This is a genomic window from Paenarthrobacter sp. NPDC089322, from assembly GCF_040684895.1.
GTDB lineage: Bacteria > Actinomycetota > Actinomycetes > Actinomycetales > Micrococcaceae > Arthrobacter.
Genome location: NZ_JBFBGW010000028.1, coordinates 1 through 22,031 on the forward strand (window position 1 = coordinate 1; position 22,031 = coordinate 22,031).

A 22,031-nucleotide genomic window follows, 5' to 3' on the forward strand; every position below is an offset into this window, starting at 1 on the left:
GCTTCCTCACGAAACACGGCATCATATTTTCTTCTGGGCGTGGACATCTGAAACGAATCTCCCATCAAGCTGTCTCAGAAAACCATACGACCGCAACCCGGCCAACCGTGAGAGAGCGACCCCAAAAACCCGGCCAACCATGAGAGAGCGATCAGGCTTCGGCTTGGCGGTCCTCCACGAGCTTCTGCAGCGCCGGGAACAAAGGGTGGGCCGGCGTCAGTTCGGTGACCCGCTCCACCAGTTCGGCAGCATCGAGTTCGGCCAGCATGTTGGTGAGCTCCACGGCTTCGTCGTCCGATCCGTCGTCGAATCGAAGGGCAGCAGACATGGCCTCAAGCAACGCAACCGGGGTAACTCCGCGCTCGGCGAGTTCCGCCGCTGGCCCGACAAACCGCTCATGCCGGCCCAACTTCCGCAGCGGAGCACGGCCAACACGCACCACGGTGTCGGGCAGGTACGGGTTGGTGAAGCGCGACAGGATCTTCTGCACATAGGCCTCCTGCTCCGCTTCGACGAAACCGTGCTTCGCCACCAGCAGCTCCTTGGTTTCCTCCAGGACAGCCCGGACCTTCGCCGCAACGGAAGGCTCGGCCATGGCATCCGAGATCTTCCCAAGCCCTGCGGCATACCCGAAGTACGCTGCGGAAGCATGCCCGGTGTTCACAGTGAACAGTTTGCGCTCAATGTACGGGCCCAGCTCATCCACAAACGTGGCCCCCGGAATGCGCGGGGCATTGTCGCCGAACGGAGTGCGGTCGATCACCCACTCGTAGAACGTCTCCACCGTGACATCCAGACCCTGCCCGGGAGCCTGGTTGGGCACGATGCGGTCCACAGCAGTGTTGGCAAAAACCGCGACGGCGTCCAACTCACCAGCCGATTCGTCCCAGGCAGCCTTGATTTCCTGGTGCAGGAGGTCCGTGGCGTTGATCGCGTTCTCGCATGCCATGACCTGCAGGGGAGGCAACTCGGCGGAGCGTGCGGCCAGCCCGCGGGCGATCACGGGTGCCACGAACTTCAGGATGTGCGGCCCCACCGCCGTGGTGACCACATCCGCCGTCGAAATCTCTTCAACAACGGCGTCTTCCTGCGTACCGGAGTTCAGGGCGCGGAACCCGTCCACGGTCTTGACCGCGGGGTTCTCGCCCACCTCATGAACGTCGTAGCTGCTCGCGGATGCCAACTGGCTGATCAAGGCGTCCGCCACATCCGCGAACACCACCTCGTAGCCGGCCTCGTGCAGCAGGAGCCCCACGAATCCGCGTCCGATGTTGCCCGCCCCAAAATGGACCGCCTTCACTATGCGTTGACCTTTCCGAACAGCTCCAGGACTTCCTCAACCGTGGTGGCCTCCTCCAACTGGGCAACCTGGGCTTTGTTGGTGAAGATCTTGGCAATGGAGGAGAGGATGTGGAGGTGCTCATTGTTGAGGCCAGCGACGCCGACCACGAACTTCACCTGCTTGCCGCCCCAATCGATACCCTCGGGGTAGCGGACGATCGACACAGCCGAATGCTTGATGTGCTCCTTGGCGTCGTTGGTGCCGTGCGGGATGGCCAGGAAGCTGCCCATGTACGTTGACACGGATTCCTCGCGTTCGTGCATCGCGTGGACGTAGCTGACATCCACGGCGCCGCGGTCCAGCAGGAGCTGCCCTGCTTCGTCGATCGCGGTGTCGCGGTCACGCGCCTTTCCGTTCAGGACCACACTTTCGCGGAGCAGGACTCCCTTGCCCCCGACGGCGGCAGTCGGCTCAGCGGCATGCGCGCCGTGGCTGGGGGCTGCTGTTGCTTCGGCAGCACCGGTGGGGTGTGCCGCGGCCGGCCCCTCGGTGTTGCTGGTCTTCACAAGCTCCACAATTTCGTCGTACTTGGGGCTGTTCATGAAGTTGTCCACCGAGTAGTGCACGGCGCTGCTGGTTCGCGGCTGCGCGCGCTCGGTGAGGTCCTGGTGTGTGACCACGACGTCGTACGTATCGTTCAGGTTTGCAATGGCCGAGTTGGTGACCTTGACGTCCGGGAAGCCCGCCGCCTTGATCTTGTTGCGGAGTACGGAGGCACCCATGGCACTCGAGCCCATGCCGGCGTCACAGGCGAAGACGATGTTCTGGACGGGGCGGGTGAGGACCGCCACGTCGCTGCGCTCAGCACGGTCGCCCACGAGGGTCGAGGAGACGGAGCTCTTCTTGCCCTTCATGGCTTCCATCCGGGCCGTGGCCTCTGACAGATCTTCCTCGCCCCTGTTCTTGGACGTGCGCAGGATGAGGGACGCGATCAGGAAGGAAACCGTGGTGGCAAGGACCACCGCGAGAATCACGCCGATGTAGCTGTCCCGGGACGTCTGCGCGAGCACGGCGATGATGGAACCTGGCGCTGCCGGAGCCACGAGGCCGGAGTTGGTAATGGCCAGGGTTGCAATGCCGGTCATGCCGCCGCCGATGGCAGCGAGGATCAGGATCGGCTTCATCAGGACGTACGGGAAGTAAATCTCGTGGATACCACCGAGGAAGTGGATCACTGCGGCGCCGGGTGCCGAGGCCTTGGCAGCACCGCGGCCGAAGAACATGTACGCCAGCAGGATGCCGAAGCCCGGGCCGGGGTTGGCCTCCAGCAGGAACAGGATGGACTTGCCCTGCTCCAGCGACTGCTGGATTCCCAGCGGCGTGAGCACCCCATGGTTGATGGCGTTGTTGAGGAAGAGGACCTTGGCAGGCTCGATGAAGATGCTGGTGAGGGGAAGCAGGCCGTTGTTGACGAGGAACCCGACAACAGCTCCGGCTCCCTCGGTGAAACGCTGAACAATCCAGGAAAGACCGTAGAAACCGGCCAACGCCAACGCGGCACCCCAGATACCGGCCGAGAAGTTGTTCACCAGCATTTCGAAGCCGGGCCGGATCTTGCCTTCCCACAGGCGGTCGATCTGCTTCATGGTCCATCCACCCAAGGGACCCATGATCATGGCACCGATGAACATCGGCGCGTCCGTGCCCGCGATGACACCCATGGTGGCGATGGCACCCACCACGCCGCCCCGGACGTCATAGACCATCCGGCCGCCGGTGTAGGCGATCAGGATCGGAAGCAGGTACGTAACCATGGGGCCGACAATGCCCACATTCTTGGCTCCCTCGGCGTCGGTGCCGAAGCCGCCCAACTCGGCTACTGGAATCCAGCCCTTCTCGATGAACAGGGCCGTGATCAGGCCCCAGGCGATGAACGCGCCGATGTTGGGCATGATCATCCCGGACAGGAAGGTTCCGAACTTTTGGACGCCAACGCGCAGGCTGGTGCGAGGCTTCGCAACGGTCTCTGTTGCCATGTGAATTCCTAACGTGTGTCCCGCGGCGGCGCGGGGTCAGTCGATATAGATCGAGAGAGAACAGCTTTAGGAGCTGCTGGAAATACGGTGAAGCCACTCAAGGAAGAGCTTCAATTCAGAGCTGGATAATTGGTCCGAATGCGAGGCCTGCAGTGCCGCATTCAGGGCGATTGCCGCAACAACTACCGAGGACTTGCCGGAGTCCTCCGCTGCGGCGCCACGGGCGGTTTCCGTGGAGACGGCAAAGATCATGGAATCCCGGGTCATCGTTGAGAGCTCGAGGTTCCTCTCTTCCACCGGTTCGGCGATGAGCATGAGCGTAACGCCCACGTTGGCCGCGAGGATGCTGCGTGCCGCTTCGCGGGGCGGCACGTTGATCTGACCGGCGATAGCGGCCTTGTTCAGCATTTCCTCCAGGAGCGCCTCAGCGTCAGCCACGATCGCAGGGCGGCTTTCCGGACGGATGTTGCCGAACATCACCAGATACAGATGGGGTTGGGTGAGGCCGAACTGGACGTGGTTGTCCCACATCCGCCGGACGTCTTCCAAGGGCTCCCCGGACGGTGCAAAATCGCGCTCCCCCGCCACGTACTCTTCAAAGCCGGCTGAAACGACGGCGTCGAACAGCCCTTCTTTGTCGCCGAAGTGGTGATAGAGCGTTGGCGCCGTGACCCCGGCAAGCTTGGTGATCTGGCGCGTAGAGACCGCTGACCCCTCCGAATTCGCCAGCAATTCGGCAGCTGCACGGAGCAACCGAATTTTGGGCGGAAGCTGGTCATCGAAACTCATAACCGCTACCCTAGCACCTATAGCGTTGCTATATGAAGTGGCTCACAACAGAAATTTGTAGGCTTTCTTCACAGGCTCTCGGTGCCGTAGCCGGCGGGTCTTGACCAACCAGCAGGAACAGAGGATTCAGTGCAGAATTTCCAAGGAGTAGGGGTAAGCCCAGGCCGCATCATCGGTTCTGTTCGCCAAATGCCCAAACCGGTGAGCGAACCGCCGTCGGGAGAGCGGTTGGCCGCAGCCGCCAGTCCGGAAGACGCCGTCGCGGGTTTGAAAGCCGCAGCACAATCCGTCCATGACGAGCTGAAACGCCGGGCAGACGGCGCGACCGGCGACGGCAAAGCCGTCCTCGAGGCCACCGCCCTCATGGCTAAGGACACCATGCTTCTGAAGTCCGCCACCAAATTGATCAACGCGGGCTCTTCCCCGGAACGGGCCATCTGGGAAGCCGGCGCCTCTGTCTCCGAAATGCTGCACAACCTGGGCGGCTACATGGCCGAGCGCGCCACCGACGTGCTGGACGTTCGGGCCCGAATCGTGGCCGAGCTTCGTGGAGTTCCTGCACCGGGTATCCCTTCGTCGACAACGCCATTCATCCTCGTGGCCGAAGACCTCGCTCCTGCCGACACCGCAACCTTGGACCCCGGCCTGGTGCTGGCATTGGTGACGTCCGGTGGCGGACCGCAGTCGCACACCGCGATCATCGCGCGCTCCCTTGGGCTCCCTGCAGTTGTCGCAGCCCACGGTGTCGACTCGATTGCTGACGGCTCCGAGGTTTACGTGGATGGCGCTGCAGGTTTTGTGGCCGTATCGCCCTCCGAGGAACAGCGCTCTGCTGCCGCCGCTTGGGCGGAAACTTCCGCTACGCTGGCGTCCTTTGACGGAAACGGCACGACGGCGGACGGCCACTTGGTGCCGCTCCTTGCCAACGTCGGAGGTGCCAAGGACGCCGTGGCAGCTGCAGGCCTTGGCGCCCAGGGTGTTGGCCTGTTCCGCACTGAATTCTGTTTCCTGGAACGGGACACCGAGCCCTCCGTGGACGAGCAAGCCGCAGCGTACAAGGCCGTGTTCGATGCATTCCCGGGCAAGAAGGTGGTCCTGCGGACGTTGGACGCGGGCGCGGACAAGCCACTCCCCTTCCTCACGGACTCCACTGAACCCAACCCTGCACTGGGCGTCCGCGGATACCGTACGGACTTCACCACGCCCGGTGTTTTGGAACGCCAACTCTCGGCGATTGCGCGTGCGGCGTCCGAATCCGAGGCCGACGTGTGGGTCATGGCTCCCATGATCTCCACTGCTGAGGAAGCCGGCCGGTTCGCTTCATTGTGTGCCGCGGCCGGCATCCGCACACCGGGGGTCATGGTGGAGGTACCCTCGGCCGCATTGACCGCCGCCACAGTGTTGAGGGAAGTCGGATTCGCTTCGCTCGGAACCAACGACCTCACGCAGTACGCCATGGCCGCCGACCGGCAACTCGGCCCGCTCGCCGAACTCAACACTCCGTGGCAACCAGCCGTGCTCCGGCTCGTACAGCTCACTGTGGAAGGCGCTGCCCTCGAAGCGTCCGGGCGCGGGAGCAGTCCGAAGCCTGTGGGAGTCTGTGGCGAGGCTGCCGCGGACCCGGCCCTCGCCGTCGTACTCACGGGCCTGGGTGTCAGCACGCTGTCCATGACCGCGCGGTCCCTGGCCGCCGTCGGGACCGTGCTGAAGACTGTCACGCTGGAGCAGGCGCAGGAACTCGCCCGGCTGGCCCTATCCGCGCCCAGCGCAACCGAGGCCCGCGATTGGGTCCGTGCCAAGCTTCCCGTGCTCGAGGAGCTCGGCCTTTAACCTCTGTTTGTTTCGTCATCAAGGAGAAACCCATGCCCGAACGCACAGCCACCATCGCCAGCAGCTCCGGCTTGCACGCCCGTCCCGCCGCACTCTTCGCGGAGGCAGCGGGAGAGCAGCCCGTGGACGTCACGATCGCCATGCAGGGCGAGCCCGCCGATGAAGCCCTCGACGCCGCCAGCATCCTTTCGCTCATGACGCTCGGGGCCGCGAAGGGCGACGTCGTGGTGCTGCGGGCCGAGGGCGATGGTGCAGACGCGGCCTTGGACACGCTGGTGAAGTTGCTGGAGACGGATCTGGACGCGGTGTAACTCCCCGCGTTGCCCGAGCTGTCCGATTCGTGGTCTTGCTGCGTACTGTGCCGCGCGCACGGCACAGTACGCAGCGAACCAACGAAATGGGTGGCTACGGCAGCGCGGTCACCACGACGTCTTGGTACGCGGCACGCCCGTCGAACACGTTCACGCCGACTTTCCCTGAGCCAAGTGCTGAGTCCGTCACGTCAAGGAGCTGCACGCCATCGACGGATACCGTGATCCGGCTCCCGTTGACGGAGGCGTCCAGCGCGTACCCCACCCCATGGCTCAGCGCCGCCGGAACACCCGCGATCACATTGAACACTCCGTTGACCAGCTTGAACACGCGCACCTCGCGGAGGTTCGGGTCCAGGTTCACGTAGTACGCGCTGGAACCGTCCGCCGAGGATCTGAGCAGCACCGAGCCCGCGCCGCCGTACCCCTTCTCCGGAGCCAGGTCCCGGTTGAGCAGCTCGCCGTTGAACGGTTCGCCGCCGAACCGCACGGTGGCCTGCAGGCGCACGTTGCTGTAGGACGACGAACTCATGGCCGTGGAGTCCTTGTCGAACGTCCCTGCCAGTCCAGCGCCCGAGCTTTCCCACTTTCCAGCGGGAACCACGGCGTAGGAGCCGAGGTTGTGGCGGGCCGTTCCGGTCGCTTGGGGCAGAACGTTCGACGGCGGCGCCGTGGTCAGGCGGGCAGTGTCGCTGAGCTGGTGTACTTTGACGGACACCAGCCGCGCATTCCCACCCGTTGCGGAGAAGGACAGCCCTGTGGACGACGGGTCCGGGAAGATCAGCGACGTGATGGCTGCAGTGCCGTTTCCGCCGAAGACCTCCACCGAAGATGCGTCTACGAGGATCCGCAGTTTGACCCTCCGCTCGGATCCGACGGTGCTGGAGGCCCAGGGTGCGGTGGTGTTGTCCGCCGCTGAACCTGCGAAGTACCGGGTGAAGTCCTCCCGCCCGGCGGTTCCGCGATCCACCGTGATGGCGGCAGCACCGGCGTCGTACGTCACACGGGTCTCCTGGGCGCCGGTTGAACCGGTGCCCTTCCGGAGCCCGAACGTGAAGGACGTCGCACCGCCGGAGGAAGGAACTCCCACCTCGGCTTCGAGCTCGAAGGACCGGCCGGAGGCATTCGCGAGCGCGTTGCCTGAGGTTGGGGTTACCGTGACATCGGCCGTCTGCCAGGTGTTGGATCGGAGTGACTCTTCCTCCACAATGGGAGCCTGGGTCAACCGGAGCCCCGTGCCCGGGATATCCACAAGCTTGATCTCGCGCGGCACTGACAGCTGCCCGTTCCAGCGGCCCGTAGGCGGGCTGAAGGCGTAGTCCCAGTTGGACATCCATCCGAGCATGATCCGCCGGTTGTCCGGTGCGCCGAAGAAGCTCATCGCGGCGTAGTAGTCGCGTCCGTGGTCAGCCTGGAGCACCGTGGAGGCGGGTGTGTCCGGGGTGAAGGACGTGCCGTTCCATGTGCCCGTGACGTACTGCGCTGCCGAACCGTTCGTGGCACGGACCGCCCCGGTGCTCCACCACAGGACCCAGCGTTTTACGCCGGACTGTCCCTCCACAGGGAGTTCGAAGAAGTCGGGGCATTCCCACACGCCGCCGCGGACCCAGTCGCCATAGCCAAAGGTACTGGCGAACGTCCAGTGGATGAGATCTGTGGAGGAGTAGAAGCGGATATGGTCCCCGCCGGCCACCACCATGACCCACTTGTTGGAGGCCGCATCCCAGGTGACTTTGGGATCGCGGAAGTCCCAGCCCCCGTTAGGGCCGCCAGGGTTCTCCACCACGGGAGCCGCCTGGACGGTCTGCCAGGTGCGGCCCTTGTCCTTGCTGTAGGCGGCGCGGACGGACGGGTTTCCGTTCCATGCGTCGTGGTTGAAGCTCGTGTAATAGGCAATGAGTCCGGAGCCGCCAGGGAACAGGCCGCTCGCGTTGGATGCATCCACCACCGCTGAGCCGGACCACGACTCCCCCGCCGCCATGTGCGGCAAGGCGATGGGCAACTGCTTCCAATGCATCAGGTCCGCGCTGACGGCGTGCGCCCAACGGCCACGGTCCTGGTGGAAGAGGTGGTATTCACCGTCGTAAAACACCAGGCCGTTGGGGTCGGAGCTGTTCCCCGAGTTCTGCGTGTAGTGGTATCCGGGCTGGTAGAGGCCGTTCATGTACTGGTCCACGTTGTCCGCGCGGACGTTCTGGAACCAAGCGGTTCCGGTGGCCAGCAGGGCGGTTCCCGCGCCTGTGGCCGCCGGAACTGTCCCATTTAGCACGGGTGTGCCATTAATCAGTGCCGAAGCCTCCGTACCGCGGACCGTGAACTGCACGCGGTTGAGTTGCCCCGCCTTGAAGCTGTGGGCGGGCAAGGTCCCCTCGGTCAGAAGCGCCGGTGTCGCCCTGTTGTAGAGCCTCGCCTTTCCGGCGCCCGGGTCGAGTTTCAGTTCCAGGCCGCCGGTACCGTCGGTACCGCTGCGGGCCACAACCGAAGCAGTCGCCGGGGAGGTGACGGTAACGTCCAAGGAGGCAACGACGTCGGGCGCCACCGACGGGACGAACCGCACCGCGGTGCCGCTCGCCACCGTGGCGCGCATGCCAGCGGCATCCGGCTCCCACGAACCCGACGACGTGCGCCAACCTTGAAGGGACGTCTCCAGACCGCGAAGCGTCATGCTCTGGAACACGGCGGTCCCGTTATAGGAGCCCAGGCCCACGTGTCCGGCGGCCTGTGTCGAATCAGTTGCCGTGATGGCGGGAGTGGCGCCGTTCGGGTCCAGGAAGTCCGTCTGCCAGTGCACCGCCAACTGATTGCCCAACGCCGTGACCCGCAAGCGATAGACCTGGTTGAGCGTGATGGTCGTTGCGAAGGTGCCCAGCGTGGCGTTGTCCGAGACCCGGAAGAGACGGAGCCTGCCCGCGTTCGGGTCCACTTCTGCGGCGTAGCCCGCGGTTCCGGCGGCGTTGGTTCGAAAGAGGACCGTGCCGACGCCGTATTGGGACGTGACCTGGATATCTGTGGAAAAGTCGACGTCCGTTGGCGACTGGCCGGTGGCGATGGCTCGGATGTTGGTGTTTGCCGGTGCAGCGCCCTTGAAGCCGGTGGCCGTGGCGGACCAGCCATTGCTGGTGAGGCTCCAGCCGTTCACGTTGGCGTCAACTGTCCTGACGCCAGGAGTGCCGAACGCTACTGTGCCGTTGAACGCATGAAGTCCCACGCGGCCGGACTCGTATCGGAGATCCGTGGTGTCAATCCGTGCCACGCCATCCACGGCAACGTAGATCCGCGGACCATCCACATGGACATCCACTGTGTATGGCTGCCCCGTGTTCAGCGGCAACGGCACGGGCGCCACAATATCCTGGCCGTCTGCGAGGTCGAACAGCCGCACACGATCGAGGTTGGGATCGATCGTCGCCGCGTATCCCGCGCTGGCGTCCGGAGTTGTGCGGAACAGAAGCGCACCCACGCCAAATGGGCTGCCGGCGTCGATCTTTACCGAGGCGGTGTAACGGGCGGTACCGGCCACCACTTGCTCGCTGGTGGCGGCCGCGTTCTGCCCCGAAGGCGCGACGGCGGTGTACCCGCCTTGCGCTGTCCGGGTCCACGACCCGGTGACGCCGACGGCGTCCGGGATGGGACTGGTGGTGCTGTTGAGGGTGACGGGCGAGGGGTTGAGGGCCACCGCCGGAGCAGTGACCCCCGTCCCCACGATCCCGACACCCAGGACTGCCGCTGTGAGGCCGGCAACTATCTTCCTGTTTACCTTGGGTGTGTGCATTCAGATCGCCTTTGATCGCGGTAGGTGAGCGAGCGTTCCCCGGGAACGTCGAAAAGGTGAGAGAGCGTTGGTCCTATGGGAAGAGGGTGCGGGGGCCTCCTTGGATGTCGGGGGTGGTGATGTCGGGGGTGGTTTGGATGTCGGGGGTCCAGATGTCGGCCATGGTCCAGGCATCGAAGCTCAGGAGGCGGACTGTTCCCTCCGTGGCGGAGAGACTTACGTGCCCGCCACCCAGCGTCGGGTAAATGCGTGCCGTGAGGGGCTTGCCGTTGGCGAAGATTTCGACGGCGGAACGGTCCACCAGGACGCGCAGCTTCACCCTGCCATCGGGCATCGAAACGGGCCCCGACTTGTCCTCCACATCCACGGCGGCGTCCAGGCTGCTGCGGGTGCGGTCGAGGCGAAGGGTGCCGACGCCTTCGTGCCCACGACTGAGCTCGATCACCGTCTCCTCAGCGCCATCCCGCTCCCCCGGGACGCCGGACTTAGGGTCGCGGGACCCCAGCACACCCAGCCGCAGCACCGCGCCAGGGGCCAACTGCACGTCGAGTTCCAGATCCAACTGGTTCCCGGCAACCCCGGTTTCCAGCGGCGTTCCCGCACCCACCAGCACGCGGCCAGTCACACTCACGTGGTCCCGTCGCAGCGACTCGAGCTCCGGAACCGGGGCGAAGCGCAGCGTCCCGTCGTCCGCAAGGCTGGTCACACGCGGCAGGCTCATCACGCCGGACCACCCGGCCTCCACCATGGCGGCATCGCTCCGGCCTTCTTGCAGCCAGCCGAACATGATGCGTCGGCCCGACTCGTCCAGGAAAGACTGCGGGGCGTAGAAGAAACGGCCACCAAAGTCCAAGCGGTGCAGGCCCGAGGGCTCGAACGAATCCCCGGAGTAGCGTCCGGTCCAGTACAGCGGGTGGCGCGTATCGCCGTCGTCCCACGCGGAAAAGACCAGCACGTCCGGCGAGCCGTCCACCGCAAGGGATCCAAACGCCGAACCGTCCGCCCGGAACAGGTCCACGCATTCCCACATGGTCCCGGTCCAGTCCGTATCCGCGGGATCTCCCTGCGATGCGTCGCCGATGAACAGCGGCCCCACATACTCCCACGAACGCAGGTCAGTGGACTCGTACAGGAACGCCGTCCCACCACGCCCGCGGATGCCCGACCCCACCAGCTGACGCCAGACGGCGCCCTCCCGCCACACACAGTGGTCCCGGTAAGCGGTGATGTCCACACCTGCCGGAGGAGCCGAAATGACAGGGTTTTCCGGAACCTTGGTCCACGTGAGCAGGTCCGGAGATCCCACGGCAACGCACGGCAGTTCGTGCTCGCCGACGCGGCCCGAATAGACCAAGGTGGGCGTGCCGCCGTCGTTCACCAACACGCCGGACCAGCAGCCGTCGGCGTCCGGACCCGCCGACGGTTCCAGTGCCACCGGCTGGTCCGTCCACGTAACCAGGTCCGTGCTGGTGGCGTGGCCCCAATGGATCCGGTGGTGGAACGCGCCCTCCGGGTTGTACTGGTAGAAGAGGTGATAAGTGCCGTTCCACTGGCTGACGCCGTTGGGGTCGTTCAGCCAGCCGGCCGGGGACACGAAATGGAAGCGTGGCCGGAGGGGGTCGGCCTCGGCGCGGGCAAGCAACTCGTTCCGCGGGACGGTGGCGAGCGGGTGGGTCAGTTCAGTCATGCGGAAGCCTTCTGTTCGTTAAGGTTCGACGCCGGGTGGCCGGGTTGGGCGGCGCTGCCGGCCGTGGGTGCGCCAGCCGCGGCGGTGCCGGACGCCGGGTCGTCCACGGCAGGTTCTGTCGCCAGCGCGTGGCCACCCGCGCCTGCGCTTGGGCGGTACAGGTGGCAACGCACCCAGTGGCGGTTGGCGGGGTCGCCTACCTGGTGCCGGACGGGTTCGGTAGCCGAGCACTGCTGGTGGGGGTCGCCGTCGAAGGCGCACGAGGTGGAAGCCATGACGGCACGGCGAAGTTCGGCTCGCCGGACGGGATCATAGGATCCGGCACGGGCGGGATCGGGAACGGCAGAGACCAGCAGCTGGGTGTACGGGTGGGCGGGGTTGGCCAGCAGGTCCAGGGACTCGCCCTCCTCCACGAGCTCACCGGCGAACATCACCGCGGTCCGGTCCGCGAGGTAGCGGGCCGACGCGAGGTCGTGCGTGATGTAAAGCATGGAGATGCCCTGCTCGTCGCGGAGTTTCCGCATCAGGTTCAGCACACCGATCCGGACCGAGACGTCAAGCATGGAGGTGGGCTCATCGGCGAGGATCACCTGGGGTTCCACCGCGAGCGCCCGCGCGATTGCGACGCGTTGCCGCTGGCCGCCGGAGAGTTCGTGCGGGTAGGAATGCAGCATGTCCGCCTGCAGGCCAACGATGGTCATGAGTTCTTCAAGGCGATGCTGGATCGCGGCCTCGGAACCGCGGCGGGAACCCTTGCCGGAGCCGCCCTTGCCGTGGATCGCCAAGGACCTCCGCAGGAAATGTTCAATCCGGTGCGCCGGATTCAACGAACCGAACGGGTCCTGGAACACCATCTGCAACTGTGAACGGTAAGCGCGTGAGGCTTGGAAGCGGTCGCGCTTGAGGACGTCCACCCCGTCCAGCAGGATCTCGCCTTCGCCCGGTTTTTCCAGCCGGGCAACGCAGCGGGCCAAGGTGCTCTTCCCGGAACCGGACTCCCCCACCAGCGCCACGATTTCTCCGCGGCCGATGGCAAGGTCCACGCCGTGCAGGGCCCTGACGGAGTGCCGCGAGAACAACCCGCCGATGGGGAAGGACTTGCCGAGTCCGCGGACTTCGAGGGAAGGGGTGCCTGTCGCGAGGTCGGGGCGGCGGGTGGACAGGACCGAGTGGCTCATCGTGCCGCTCCTTCCAGGACTGGTGCTTCGGTGTCGGCACCGAACGGTGCCACGAGGTGGCCGGGTGCCGCCTCGGTGAGGTCGGGGATGTTCCGGAACTTCACGCCGTCGGGCAGTCCTGTGAGCGGAACCCGCGGCCCGGTAAGCGGCGGAAACGCGCCCATCAGCGCCTGGGTGTAAGGGTGGCGGGGGTTGGCGTAGACGTCCTGGGCTTTGGCGGTTTCGACGATCCGCCCGCCGTACATCACGGCCATCCGGTGTGAGAGCTCCACCATGAGGGACATGTCGTGCGTGATGAAGAGGACGGAGAAGCCGAGTTCGCGCTGGAGTTCCTTGATCTGGGCCATGATCTCCTGCTGCACCACCACGTCCAGGGCGGTGGTGGGCTCGTCGAGGATCAGCAGCGACGGCTTCAGCGCTACTGCCATGGCGATCACCGCCCGCTGCCGCATCCCGCCGGAAAGCTGGTGTGGGTAGGCCTTGAGGCGTCCGGCGTCGATCCGCACAAGCTCCAGCAGTTCTCCTGCCCGTCGGAGCGATTCCTTGCGCGAGTAGCCTGCGTGCGTGGTGAAGATGTCCACGATCTGCTCGCCGATGGTCAGCACCGGGTTGAGCGAGTTCATGGCCGACTGGAACACCATGGCCACGTCCTGCCAGCGGAAACGACGCAGTTCTTCCGGGCTCATGGCCAGGACGTCCTTGCCGCCAAAGGAGATGCTGCCGCCGTCGATCTTCGCGGGATCCTTAAGGAGCCGCATGATCGAGTTGGCGATGGTCGACTTTCCGCAGCCCGATTCACCCGCCAGGCCGAACACCTCGCCGGTGCCGATGCTGAAGGAAACACGGTCGACGGCGGTGGTTGAGCGGGTATCGCCGACGTACTTGACGGTGAGGTTCTTGACGTCGAGGACGGGCTCGTGGGAGCCGAACGAAACCTGGGAAACGGTCATTTGGCGGCGCTCCTTTCGAGGGCGGGTTCCGCGGGGGACGACGTTGCCGGGGTTGGAGTCATCGGCTTGCGGATCTTCCGCAACCGCGGGTTGGTGACCTCGTCCACGGCATAGTTGATGAGGGCAAGGGCAAATGCGACCAATGCGATGCAGACACCGGAGGGTACGAACACCCACCAGCTTCCGGTGAGCAGGGCGCCTTCGTTTCCGGCCCAGAACAGGTTGTTGCCCCAGGAGACGGTGCTGACGTCGCCAAGTCCCAGGAACTCCAGCCCGGCCTGGGCGCCGATGCCGTAGATCACGCAGGCCAGCAAGGTGCCCATGACGATCGAGGCCATGTTCGGAAGGATCTCGCGGAACATGATCCGGCCGGCCCTCTCCCCGGAGACCACGGCCGCAGCAACAAAATCCTTGGAACGGATGGACAGTGCCTGCGAGCGCAGTACGCGGGCCGATCCCGCCCAGCCCGTCACGATGAGTACCAGGATCACTGTGCCCAGGCCGGGTGGCAGGAACGCTGCAAGGATCACGAGCAGGGGCAGGCCGGGCAGGAGCAAGAAGACGTTGGTCACCAGTGACAGGGCTTCGTCGATGAACTTGCCGAAGTAGGCAGAGGCCAGGCCCACCAGGATGCCGATGAACGTTGACGCGAAGCCCACGGTGAGGCCCACCAGCAGTGAACTGCGGGCACCGTGGATGGTCAACGCCAGAACATCCTGTCCCTTGGCGGTGGTGCCGAGCAGGTGCTCTGCGTCGGGTTCCATGGAGGCCATGGCTGTGATCCTGGACGGGTCACCCGGGAAAAGCACCGGTGCCAGCAGAGCCAGGACAATGAAGACGAGCATCACGGACATTCCCAGCAAGGCTTTCTTGTTGGTGAGGAGCCCGTGGATGAAGCTGCGGTTGGGTTTACGTTGGTTCATGGTTGTTCCCTCAGTTGCTGCGCACGCGCGGGTCGAGGCGGACGTAGAGGATGTCCACCAGGAAGTTCGCCAGCAGCACGGCGGCTGTGATGGTCAGGAACAACCCCTGCATGAGCGGATAGTCGAGGCCTTGGACGGCGTTCAGGAGCTGGTAGCCAACGCCGGGATAGGCGAAGACCACCTCAGTAAGGAGTGCGCCGCCCACTACGAATCCGAGTCCCATGCCGAAGCTCGTCACGGATGGCAGCATCGCGTTCCGTGCTGCGTAGCGGAGCATGATCCGGCCCGGCCGGAGGCCCTTGGCCTCGGCCATGGTGATGTAGTCCTCGGAGTTCGTGGCGATCATGGTGTTCCGCATTCCCAGCATCCAGCCCCCAATGGACACCAGCACGATCGTCAACGCGGGCAACACAAGGTGCGCCCCGACGTCGCCGATGAACTCCCACGTGAACCCGGGCTCCAAGCCGTCCGAGAACGCGTGGCGGATCGGGAACCAGCCCAGCACCACGCCGAAGAGGTACAGCGCGCCCATCGCGAGCCAGAAGTACGGGAACGATCCGATGAAGACCAGCACGGGCGGAAGCGCCGAGTCGATCGCGCCACCGCGACGCCAAGCGGCCAGGATCCCCAGCAGGTTACCCACGACGGCGGCAATGACCAGAGCGGTTCCGCCCAGCAGGAGGGTCCACCCGATCTGGGACGAGATGACCTCAGTGACCGGCGTGGGGAAACGGGAGATGGAGACGCCCATCTGGCCGGAAAAGATGTTGCCCAGGTAGCCGATGTACTGCTCCCAGAGAGGACGGTCGTCCACCCCGAGCAGCCTTCGCAGGGCCTCGATCTGTTCGGGCTGCATTCTGTCCTGGGATCGGGCGAACATGCGGGAAACAGGGTCGCCGGGCATGAAGCGCGGGAGCAGGAAATTCAGGGTGATGGATGCCCAGAAGGCGATCAGGTAGAAACCCAGTCGGCGCAGGATGAAGCGCACGGTTTCCCTCCGTTCGGGAATTGCGGAAAGTGTGGAGGCACGCCCGGCGGGGTTGTCCTTCAGCGATGCGAAGCACCGCCGGGCGTGCAGTGTGTGGCGGCAGGATTAGCTGCGTGGTTCCAGCGTGGTCAGCACCAGGACCGTGGTGGGTGCCCGTACCGAGAGAGTCGCGTACGGGTTGGCTTCAGTGGGCCAGCCGGTGAAGCGGGTGTCGTTGAAGGCACCCCATTCCGGGCCGGAGAAGAGCGGGACCAGCGGTGCGACGTCGTTGTACTGTTCCTGCAGCTTGTTGGCGATGTCCTTTTGCTTGGACTCGTCTGCTTCTGCGGCAAACTCGGCGAGCAGGGCATCGGCCTTGGGATCCCCGAAGCGGTGGTAGTTGTCGAACGTCTTGGTGCCCACGGGCTTCACGGTTGCCGTGCCCATGGAGGTGTTGAAGTACTTGTAGGGGCTGGGATCGTTGGCGCTCCAGACGATGCCGGAGTCGAAGTCACCGGTTTCGTAGCCTGCAACCACGGCAGCCCAGTCCGGGGAGTCCACCTTGGCCGTGACGCCGACCTCTGCCAGGTTCTGCGCGATCACGTTGGCTACGGACAGCCAGTCGGACGAGGAAGCCCCCACGGAGATCTTGAACTCGAACGGCGAACCGTCCTTGAGCGTGCGCTTGCCGTCGGCACCCTTGGCGTAGCCGGCTTTGTCCAGCAGCTCATTGGCCTTCTGGACGTCCAGCTTGGTCCAGGTGCAGTTGTCCTTGACCTCAGCGTTCTTCCAGGTCTCGTAGTTGCCGGACAGGCCCGTGCAGTCTGCGGGCTTGGCGTAGCCGCTCATGCCGATCTTGGTGACCTGGTCACGGTCGACGGCCATGCTCAACGCCTTGCGGACCTCAACGTCGTTGAAAGGTGCCTTGGTGGTGTTGAGCTGCCAGTTGATCATGGCACCCGTGGCCGGGAACCAGTACTGACGGTGTTCCTTGTCCTTGGCGATGAACGTCTTTTCGATGTTCGGGATGTACTGCGGGGCCCAGTCGACGTCGCCGTTCGCGGCGGCGAGGTTGGCGCCGTCGTTCCCTGCGAAGGCGAGCATCTTGATGCCGGCGATCTTCTGCTTCTCCGGCTGCCAGTAGTTGGGGTTTTTCTTCAGTACGAAGGACTGGGCCTGGAAGCTGTCCACCTCCGTGTACGGGCCGGTGCCTACGGGCTTGGCGTTGGCGTCCTTCTCCGGATCGGCCAGTGCGGACCAGATGTGCTTGGGCAGGATGGTGAGCTGTCCGACGTCGTACAGGGCGGGGGACCACGGCTTGTTGAAGTTGAAGGTGACCTTGTTGCCCTCTGCGGTGACGGTGTCCAGGTACTCGTAACCGCCCTTGATCTTCTTCTGCAGCTCGAACGTGTAGGCAACGTCGTCAGCAACGAACGGCTGGCCGTCGGACCACTTCACGCCGTCCCGGAGGGTGAACGTGATGGACTTGCCGTCATCGGCGGCCTTCCACTCGGTGGCGAGCCACGGCGTCGTGTTTCCCTTGGCCGGATTGAAAATCAGGAGCGATTCGTAGATCGACTGCTGGACCATCGGGTTCACGGTGGGAGCGAACGGGTTGAAGTTCTGCACGAACGTGCCCATGTCTTCGCGAGGAATGGTCAGGAACGCGCTCGCGTTCGCTCCGGCGTCGTTGGTCTTTTTCTCTCCGGTGGCGGCGCAGCCGGTCAGCAGCATCGCGCCCACGGCCAGGCTTGCCGCCGTGATGCGGGCAGCCCTGAAAAATCGGGGTTGTGTCATGATGGTTATCTCTTTCCTGTCTTCATCGTCCGAGGTGAAGGAATGGGTGAGGGGTTTGCTCTTCGGAAGTGATTTCGCGGTCAGACCGAGGAGCGTTCTAGCAGCGGACAGTCGACCAATTGCTGGTCGGCAGTGATCGGCTGTCCTGCTGTGAGAGCGGCGAGCGTCTGGACTCCCAGGGCGCCCATTTTTTCGAACGGCAGCGCAACCGTGGTCAGTTTGGGCCTGAGGTAGGCCGCAATCAGTTCCTGGTTGTCGAAGCCGATCACAGCGATGTCTCCGGGGATGGTCAGGCCCCGTTCCTTGATGGCGTCGTAGGCGCCCATCGCCATGCGGTCGTTGAGGCAAAACAATGCGGTTGGCCTGCCTGCGTTGTGTGGATAGTGGTCCAGAATCGCACAGGCGGCCTCGTAGCCGCCGTCAGCCGTGGCGTTTCCGGACACCACCAGCTCCGGGTCGAGTTCCAGTCCGGCGCCGGCCAGTGCTTCGCGGGCGCCCTCCAAACGTCCCACAGCTGCGGGGATGTCCGGGTCCAGGTTGATGATGCCGATCCTGGTGTGGCCCGCTTGGAGCAGACGTTGGACGGCGACCCGTCCACCGGCTCTCTCGTCCGGGACGATCGAGGGCAATCTTCCGTCGGCGTCAAAGCAGTTGATCAGGACGGTGGGTACCTCGTTGGCGCTTTCCGGAACGTGAACGCCGCGGTGGTACGTGGCCGCGTAGAGAAGTCCTTCCACTCGTTGTTCCAGCAGCTTTTCTATGGCTGCGTCTTCCATGCCTTGGTTGGGCCCTTGCGCATCGGCCTGGTCGGAGGGCGCGATGAGCAGGAACCGCCGATCAAGCCACGCTTGATCCTGCGCACCTTTGATGATGTCCACGGCGAACGGTGCCGTGACGATCTCGGTGACGATCCCGTACCAATCACTGCGCTGTGATGCCAGTGCCCTGGCTCCGGCGTTCGGGCGGTAGCCCAGTGCTTGCACGGCGTCGTTGATCCGTGTACGGGTTTCCTCGGAGATGCTGGCGTTTTCGCGGTTGCTCAGCACAAACGAGACTGCAGTCCTGGAGACGCCGGCATGTTTGGCGACGTCATTCATGGTGACTCCCCTTGGCCGCCCGGGTACGGGCTGCTTGGAGGTGGTGCTTTTCGCCATTGAATGCTCCGGATGCTTGGATAGTAGGTAACGCGCGTTACTTCGAGCGTGTGAATTAGGTTACGCGCGTTACCTCAGAACTGTCAACGCTTATTTTTCTCCATTTCGTTGCCTCGCTGCGTACTGTGCCGCACGTACGGCACACTGCGCAGCGAAGCAACGAAACGGGCTGCCGGCACAGAGCTCCCTGCCCCCGCGTTAGGCTTCTGCCATGGCATTGATAGCTCCCCGCGTCACGGCCGGGCTCCCCGCCGATGAAGCCCGGAATCTGGCACGCTCCCTCCAGGACAGCGACGACATCACCGTGTTCGTGGATGGCACCGTCCACCGCCTCCCCGACCAGGCGAGGGACGCCGTCGTCGACCTTCTCGCGAGGCTGGGCCGAGGCGAAACCGTGACCGTAAGCAGCGTGGAGGAAATGCTCACTACCTCGCAGGCGGCCGAACTCGCCGGCATCTCGCACACCTACCTGCGCAATATGACCGACCGCGGCGAGATCCCGGTGGAGTACCGCGGAACCCACCGCAGGATCCGGCAGGCAGCCATCATGGAGTGGCTCGAAACGCAGAAGAGGAAGCAGGCCGAGGCGGCTGCCGGGCATGGCGCCGCAGATGACGCCGACACCCACTAAAGTGTCGGAGTGATAAGGATCAAGCAACGATCCCAGCCAACGGACCAGCACCTGTAAAACCCGGGGTTACGCTTGTTTGGTGGGCAATTTCAAAGGGTGGCATATAGTGGCCGGGGTGGCCGCAATGGCCCTTGCCGCACCCTTGGGTTCCGCCATGGGATTGAACTTCGTTGCCACCTTCATGTTTGCATGCGTCGTGTTCGTCGCCGTCGCCATGTGGACCGAGTCCAAGATTGCCCGACGCCGGGACGCCGCTAACGCTGCTGCATCACCTGATGCCCCGCACCCTGCAGGCGACCCCGCCGAATCCGACGACGCTGCCCGGGAGTAAACACTGACAGCACTACTATCCGCCGACGTCGAAGCGCGCGGCCTGACGGGCCGGATCCTCTGGACGAATGGAACGCCGCCGCCGGGCGCCCAGGCAAATGGCGAGCCCGTGTACGTTCTCATCCACGGCATCGGCGTTTCCCATCGCTACCTCGCAAGGCTGCACGCCGTCCTCGCAGCCGGTTCACCCACGTATTCCTTGGACCTTCCGGGCTTTGCAGGAACCCCCAAGCCCGGCCGCCAACTGTCAGTCGAGGACTATGGCGCGTACATTGCTGAGGCACTCAAGTCCTGCGGCATCGAATCATACGTGCTTGTGGGCCACTCCATGGGTGTGCAGTTCGCCATCGAGGCAGCCTTATGCGAGCCCGAACGGGTGCAACACCTGGTGCTCATGGGTCCCGTGGTGGATTCGCGGCACAAGAACATCGGGAGACAGTCCCTGGCCTTGTTCCTGGACGGCCTCCTTCGCGAAAGCCCGTCCTCCAACTGGATCGTGGTCACCGATTACCTTCGTTGCGGCCCCCGCTGGTACCTGACTGAACTACCCGTGATGATGGAGTACCCCACGGAGAAACGACTGGCCAACGTGGACGTCCCGGTCCTGATCCTTCGCGGCAGCAGGGATCACGTGGCTGGCCCCGAATGGTCGCTGCGCCTTTCGCGGGCAGTACCGCAGGGCAGGCTCGTGGAGATCAACGGCGTCGGCCATGTAGCACAGCACATGCGCCCTCAAGCGGTAGCCGATGCCATCCGGAGCTTCGTCTCGGCAACATCCCGGCAGAATTAGTCGCTTACCGTCGACGCCCCCGCCTCGGGTGCGGCCCTTGTTGGCTCGGGCGCGCCCCGGTTAGGCTGACAGGGCAAGGTCGAAAGTAAGTTTGCTGAGGAAAGGGTTGACCATGACCAGCTATGACCCGGAAGACGATCCGCAGACCTTCGGAGTGAGCGGCGCGGCGGAGCCCGACAGCATCCACGAAGATCCGGACATGCGCAAGGACGAAGACAGCGACCCCGCAGCATCTGCCAATCCCGATCCCGCCAACGGCAACGTCACGGGGCTGGAGCCCGGCGGAGGTGTACCCCCGGGAGAGACACCGCCGGCCGAAGACAGCATGAGCCGGGACCAGGGACACGAGGAGTAGTCCAGGACTACGTTCGGCCCGGGGCTACGGCAGCTTCAGGATCTCGGAGAGGTCGTAGTCCGCGGGTTCCTCGATCTGCTCGTAGGTGCAACTCTCCGGGGTCCGGTCCGGACGCCACCGGCGGAACTGGGTGGTGTGCCTGAACCTGTCCCCCTCCATGTAGTCGTAGGCAACCTCAATCACCAGTTCCGGCCGCAGCGGCACAAAGGAAAAGTCTTTGCCGCCACTCCATCGGCTCTGAGCGCCGGGCATGCGCGTTCCGCCTGTATCCTCTTCGCTTTGGGCGGCCCACTGACCCCAAGGGTGTTCGCTGAGCTCAATCCGGTAGGGCTCCAATTCCGCGACCAGGCTTTCGCGCTTGGCCATGGGGAACGACGCCACTACGCCGACGTGCTGCAGCCGCCCCGCATCGTCATAAAGCCCCAACAACATGGAGCCCACCACTTTCGCCGTTTTATGCCAGCGGAACCCGGACACCACGCAATCGGCGGTGCGCTCATGCTTGGTCTTGAACATCACCCGCTTGTTCGGCTGGTAGGTGCCGTCCAACGGTTTGGACAGCACGCCGTCGAGCCCTGCTCCCTCAAGCTGCACGAACCATTCCCGGGCTTTGTCGAGATCTGAAACGGCAGGCGTCACATAGACGGGGGCCGAGGCATGCGCGAGGGCTTTTTCAAGAATGGCGCGACGCTCGGAGAAGGGCCGGACCATGAGGTCGTCGTCGCCCAACGCGAGGATGTCGAAGGCAATCATGGACGCCGGTGTTTTGTCTGCCAGCATCCTGACCCTGCTGTCGGCCGGGTGGATCCGCTGTTGCAGCAGCTCAAATTCAAGTTTGTTGTCTGCGATAAGCACGATCTCGCCATCGATCACGCACTTGTCCGGAAGGTTCCTTCGCAGTGCTTCGACGAGCTCCGGGAAGTACCTCGTCATGGGTTTCTCGTTCCGGCTTCCCAGGATGATGTCCTCGCCATCCTTGAAAACGATGGTCCTGAAGCCGTCCCACTTGGGTTCATAGTGCCCAACGTCCGGAATGTTTGGCACGGACTTGGCAAGCATGGGCGAGACCGGCGGCTTCACAGGGAGATCCATAGCTCATGTCTACCTGCCGGTCGCAGCGTAAGGCTAGGGTTGGCGACCGATATGTGGATAAAACGTCGCTGCGGACAACGGCTCCGAAGCCTAGGCCCTCAGCACGCGCCGCGAGGGCAGGCGTTCCGTCCGTTACATTAATGTGACTTTACTTTCC

At 64.3% G+C, this 22,031-nt stretch carries 18 protein-coding genes; 6 read left to right on the top strand and 12 right to left on the bottom strand.

Annotation, left to right across the window (positions count from 1 at the left end; translation table 11 throughout):
• Positions 1 to 151: 151 nt before the first annotated feature.
• The 3 genes from AB0N65_RS19540 to AB0N65_RS19550 all read right to left on the bottom strand — a co-directional run bounded on the left by AB0N65_RS19540 (position 152) and on the right by AB0N65_RS19550 (position 4,107).
• Positions 152 to 1,300, bottom strand: a complete 1,149-nt coding sequence (locus AB0N65_RS19540) for a mannitol-1-phosphate 5-dehydrogenase (RefSeq protein WP_364165559.1) — start codon at positions 1,298 to 1,300, stop codon at positions 152 to 154.
• Positions 1,300 to 3,318 (bottom strand): PTS mannitol transporter subunit IICBA, encoded by a 2,019-nt coding sequence (locus AB0N65_RS19545; protein WP_364165562.1) that lies wholly within the window; start codon positions 3,316 to 3,318, stop codon positions 1,300 to 1,302. The genes AB0N65_RS19540 and AB0N65_RS19545 overlap by 1 nt, the downstream gene beginning before the upstream one ends.
• A 66-nt stretch (positions 3,319 to 3,384) precedes the next feature.
• Positions 3,385 to 4,107 (bottom strand): TetR/AcrR family transcriptional regulator, encoded by a 723-nt coding sequence (locus AB0N65_RS19550; protein WP_159706494.1) that lies wholly within the window; start codon positions 4,105 to 4,107, stop codon positions 3,385 to 3,387.
• Positions 4,108 to 4,236: 129 nt separating this feature from the next.
• Between AB0N65_RS19550 and ptsP the strand changes: the two genes are divergently transcribed.
• Together ptsP and AB0N65_RS19560 are read left to right on the top strand one after the other, a co-directional pair.
• A complete protein-coding gene (gene ptsP, locus AB0N65_RS19555; RefSeq protein ID WP_364165565.1) occupies positions 4,237 to 5,937 on the top strand; it encodes a phosphoenolpyruvate--protein phosphotransferase in 1,701 nt (566 codons plus the stop codon).
• 32 nt (positions 5,938 to 5,969) lie between these two features.
• On the top strand, positions 5,970 to 6,248 hold the full coding sequence (locus AB0N65_RS19560) for an HPr family phosphocarrier protein (protein ID WP_364165568.1): 279 nt from the start codon (positions 5,970 to 5,972) through the stop codon (positions 6,246 to 6,248).
• Positions 6,249 to 6,342: 94 nt separating this feature from the next.
• Here the strand turns inward: AB0N65_RS19560 and AB0N65_RS19565 are convergent, their stop codons facing one another.
• The 8 genes from AB0N65_RS19565 to AB0N65_RS19600 form a co-directional block, all read right to left on the bottom strand.
• On the bottom strand, positions 6,343 to 10,020 hold the full coding sequence (locus AB0N65_RS19565; protein ID WP_364165571.1) for a glycoside hydrolase family 32 protein: 3,678 nt from the start codon (positions 10,018 to 10,020) through the stop codon (positions 6,343 to 6,345).
• Positions 10,021 to 10,093: 73 nt separating this feature from the next.
• Positions 10,094 to 11,707, bottom strand: coding sequence for a glycoside hydrolase family 32 protein (locus AB0N65_RS19570; RefSeq protein ID WP_364165574.1), 1,614 nt, complete (start codon positions 11,705 to 11,707; stop codon positions 10,094 to 10,096).
• Positions 11,704 to 12,885 (bottom strand): ATP-binding cassette domain-containing protein, encoded by a 1,182-nt coding sequence (locus tag AB0N65_RS19575; RefSeq protein WP_364165577.1) that lies wholly within the window; start codon positions 12,883 to 12,885, stop codon positions 11,704 to 11,706. The genes AB0N65_RS19570 and AB0N65_RS19575 overlap by 4 nt, the downstream gene beginning before the upstream one ends.
• Positions 12,882 to 13,835 carry an ABC transporter ATP-binding protein gene (locus tag AB0N65_RS19580; protein ID WP_364165580.1) on the bottom strand — a complete coding sequence of 318 codons (954 nt, stop codon included), beginning with the start codon at positions 13,833 to 13,835 and terminating at the stop codon, positions 12,882 to 12,884. The genes AB0N65_RS19575 and AB0N65_RS19580 overlap by 4 nt, the downstream gene beginning before the upstream one ends.
• Positions 13,832 to 14,758 (bottom strand): ABC transporter permease, encoded by a 927-nt coding sequence (locus AB0N65_RS19585; protein WP_364165583.1) that lies wholly within the window; start codon positions 14,756 to 14,758, stop codon positions 13,832 to 13,834. Before AB0N65_RS19585 ends, AB0N65_RS19580 begins: the two co-directional genes overlap by 4 nt.
• A gap of 10 nt (positions 14,759 to 14,768) precedes the next feature.
• Complete coding sequence (locus AB0N65_RS19590; protein WP_364165586.1) at positions 14,769 to 15,746, bottom strand: ABC transporter permease; 978 nt, start codon at positions 15,744 to 15,746, stop codon at positions 14,769 to 14,771.
• Between the two features lie 105 nt (positions 15,747 to 15,851).
• Positions 15,852 to 17,522 (bottom strand): ABC transporter substrate-binding protein, encoded by a 1,671-nt coding sequence (locus tag AB0N65_RS19595; protein WP_364165589.1) that lies wholly within the window; start codon positions 17,520 to 17,522, stop codon positions 15,852 to 15,854.
• Positions 17,523 to 17,602: 80 nt separating this feature from the next.
• Positions 17,603 to 18,676: a LacI family DNA-binding transcriptional regulator gene (locus AB0N65_RS19600; RefSeq protein WP_364165592.1), complete on the bottom strand. Its 1,074-nt coding sequence runs from the start codon at positions 18,674 to 18,676 to the stop codon at positions 17,603 to 17,605.
• Between the two features lie 211 nt (positions 18,677 to 18,887).
• Between AB0N65_RS19600 and AB0N65_RS19605 the strand changes: the two genes are divergently transcribed.
• The 4 genes from AB0N65_RS19605 (at position 18,888) to AB0N65_RS19620 (ending at position 20,782) form a co-directional block, all read left to right on the top strand.
• Positions 18,888 to 19,307: a helix-turn-helix domain-containing protein gene (locus tag AB0N65_RS19605; RefSeq protein WP_364165595.1), complete on the top strand. Its 420-nt coding sequence runs from the start codon at positions 18,888 to 18,890 to the stop codon at positions 19,305 to 19,307.
• A gap of 124 nt (positions 19,308 to 19,431) precedes the next feature.
• Complete coding sequence (locus AB0N65_RS19610) at positions 19,432 to 19,638, top strand: hypothetical protein (RefSeq protein ID WP_364165598.1); 207 nt, start codon at positions 19,432 to 19,434, stop codon at positions 19,636 to 19,638.
• A 3-nt stretch (positions 19,639 to 19,641) separates the two neighbouring features.
• A complete protein-coding gene (locus AB0N65_RS19615; RefSeq protein ID WP_364165653.1) occupies positions 19,642 to 20,427 on the top strand; it encodes an alpha/beta hydrolase in 786 nt (261 codons plus the stop codon).
• Positions 20,428 to 20,539: 112 nt separating this feature from the next.
• Positions 20,540 to 20,782: a DUF6480 family protein gene (locus AB0N65_RS19620; protein ID WP_364165600.1), complete on the top strand. Its 243-nt coding sequence runs from the start codon at positions 20,540 to 20,542 to the stop codon at positions 20,780 to 20,782.
• 24 nt (positions 20,783 to 20,806) lie between these two features.
• Here AB0N65_RS19620 and AB0N65_RS19625 read toward each other — a convergent pair whose 3' ends face one another.
• Positions 20,807 to 21,874: an ATP-dependent DNA ligase gene (locus AB0N65_RS19625; protein WP_364165603.1), complete on the bottom strand. Its 1,068-nt coding sequence runs from the start codon at positions 21,872 to 21,874 to the stop codon at positions 20,807 to 20,809.
• Positions 21,875 to 22,031 lie beyond the last annotated feature (157 nt).

What these genes read in the sequence shown, in the direction of transcription:
- AB0N65_RS19600 (WP_364165592.1), bottom strand. Translation starts at nt 18,676, where the DNA reads ATGGCGAAAAGCACCACCTCCAAGCAGCCCGTACCCGGGCGGCCAAGG.
- AB0N65_RS19610 (WP_364165598.1), top strand. Translation starts at nt 19,432, where the DNA reads ATGGCCCTTGCCGCACCCTTGGGTTCCGCCATGGGATTGAACTTCGTT.
- AB0N65_RS19620 (WP_364165600.1), top strand. Translation starts at nt 20,540, where the DNA reads ATGACCAGCTATGACCCGGAAGACGATCCGCAGACCTTCGGAGTGAGC.
- AB0N65_RS19545 (WP_364165562.1), bottom strand. Translation starts at nt 3,318, where the DNA reads ATGGCAACAGAGACCGTTGCGAAGCCTCGCACCAGCCTGCGCGTTGGC.
- AB0N65_RS19585 (WP_364165583.1), bottom strand. Translation starts at nt 14,758, where the DNA reads ATGAACCAACGTAAACCCAACCGCAGCTTCATCCACGGGCTCCTCACC.
- AB0N65_RS19570 (WP_364165574.1), bottom strand. Translation starts at nt 11,707, where the DNA reads ATGACTGAACTGACCCACCCGCTCGCCACCGTCCCGCGGAACGAGTTG.
- AB0N65_RS19550 (WP_159706494.1), bottom strand. Translation starts at nt 4,107, where the DNA reads ATGAGTTTCGATGACCAGCTTCCGCCCAAAATTCGGTTGCTCCGTGCA.
- AB0N65_RS19565 (WP_364165571.1), bottom strand. Translation starts at nt 10,020, where the DNA reads ATGCACACACCCAAGGTAAACAGGAAGATAGTTGCCGGCCTCACAGCG.
- AB0N65_RS19575 (WP_364165577.1), bottom strand. Translation starts at nt 12,885, where the DNA reads ATGAGCCACTCGGTCCTGTCCACCCGCCGCCCCGACCTCGCGACAGGC.
- AB0N65_RS19580 (WP_364165580.1), bottom strand. Translation starts at nt 13,835, where the DNA reads ATGACCGTTTCCCAGGTTTCGTTCGGCTCCCACGAGCCCGTCCTCGAC.
- AB0N65_RS19595 (WP_364165589.1), bottom strand. Translation starts at nt 17,522, where the DNA reads ATGACACAACCCCGATTTTTCAGGGCTGCCCGCATCACGGCGGCAAGC.
- AB0N65_RS19625 (WP_364165603.1), bottom strand. Translation starts at nt 21,874, where the DNA reads ATGGATCTCCCTGTGAAGCCGCCGGTCTCGCCCATGCTTGCCAAGTCC.
- AB0N65_RS19560 (WP_364165568.1), top strand. Translation starts at nt 5,970, where the DNA reads ATGCCCGAACGCACAGCCACCATCGCCAGCAGCTCCGGCTTGCACGCC.
- AB0N65_RS19605 (WP_364165595.1), top strand. Translation starts at nt 18,888, where the DNA reads ATGGCATTGATAGCTCCCCGCGTCACGGCCGGGCTCCCCGCCGATGAA.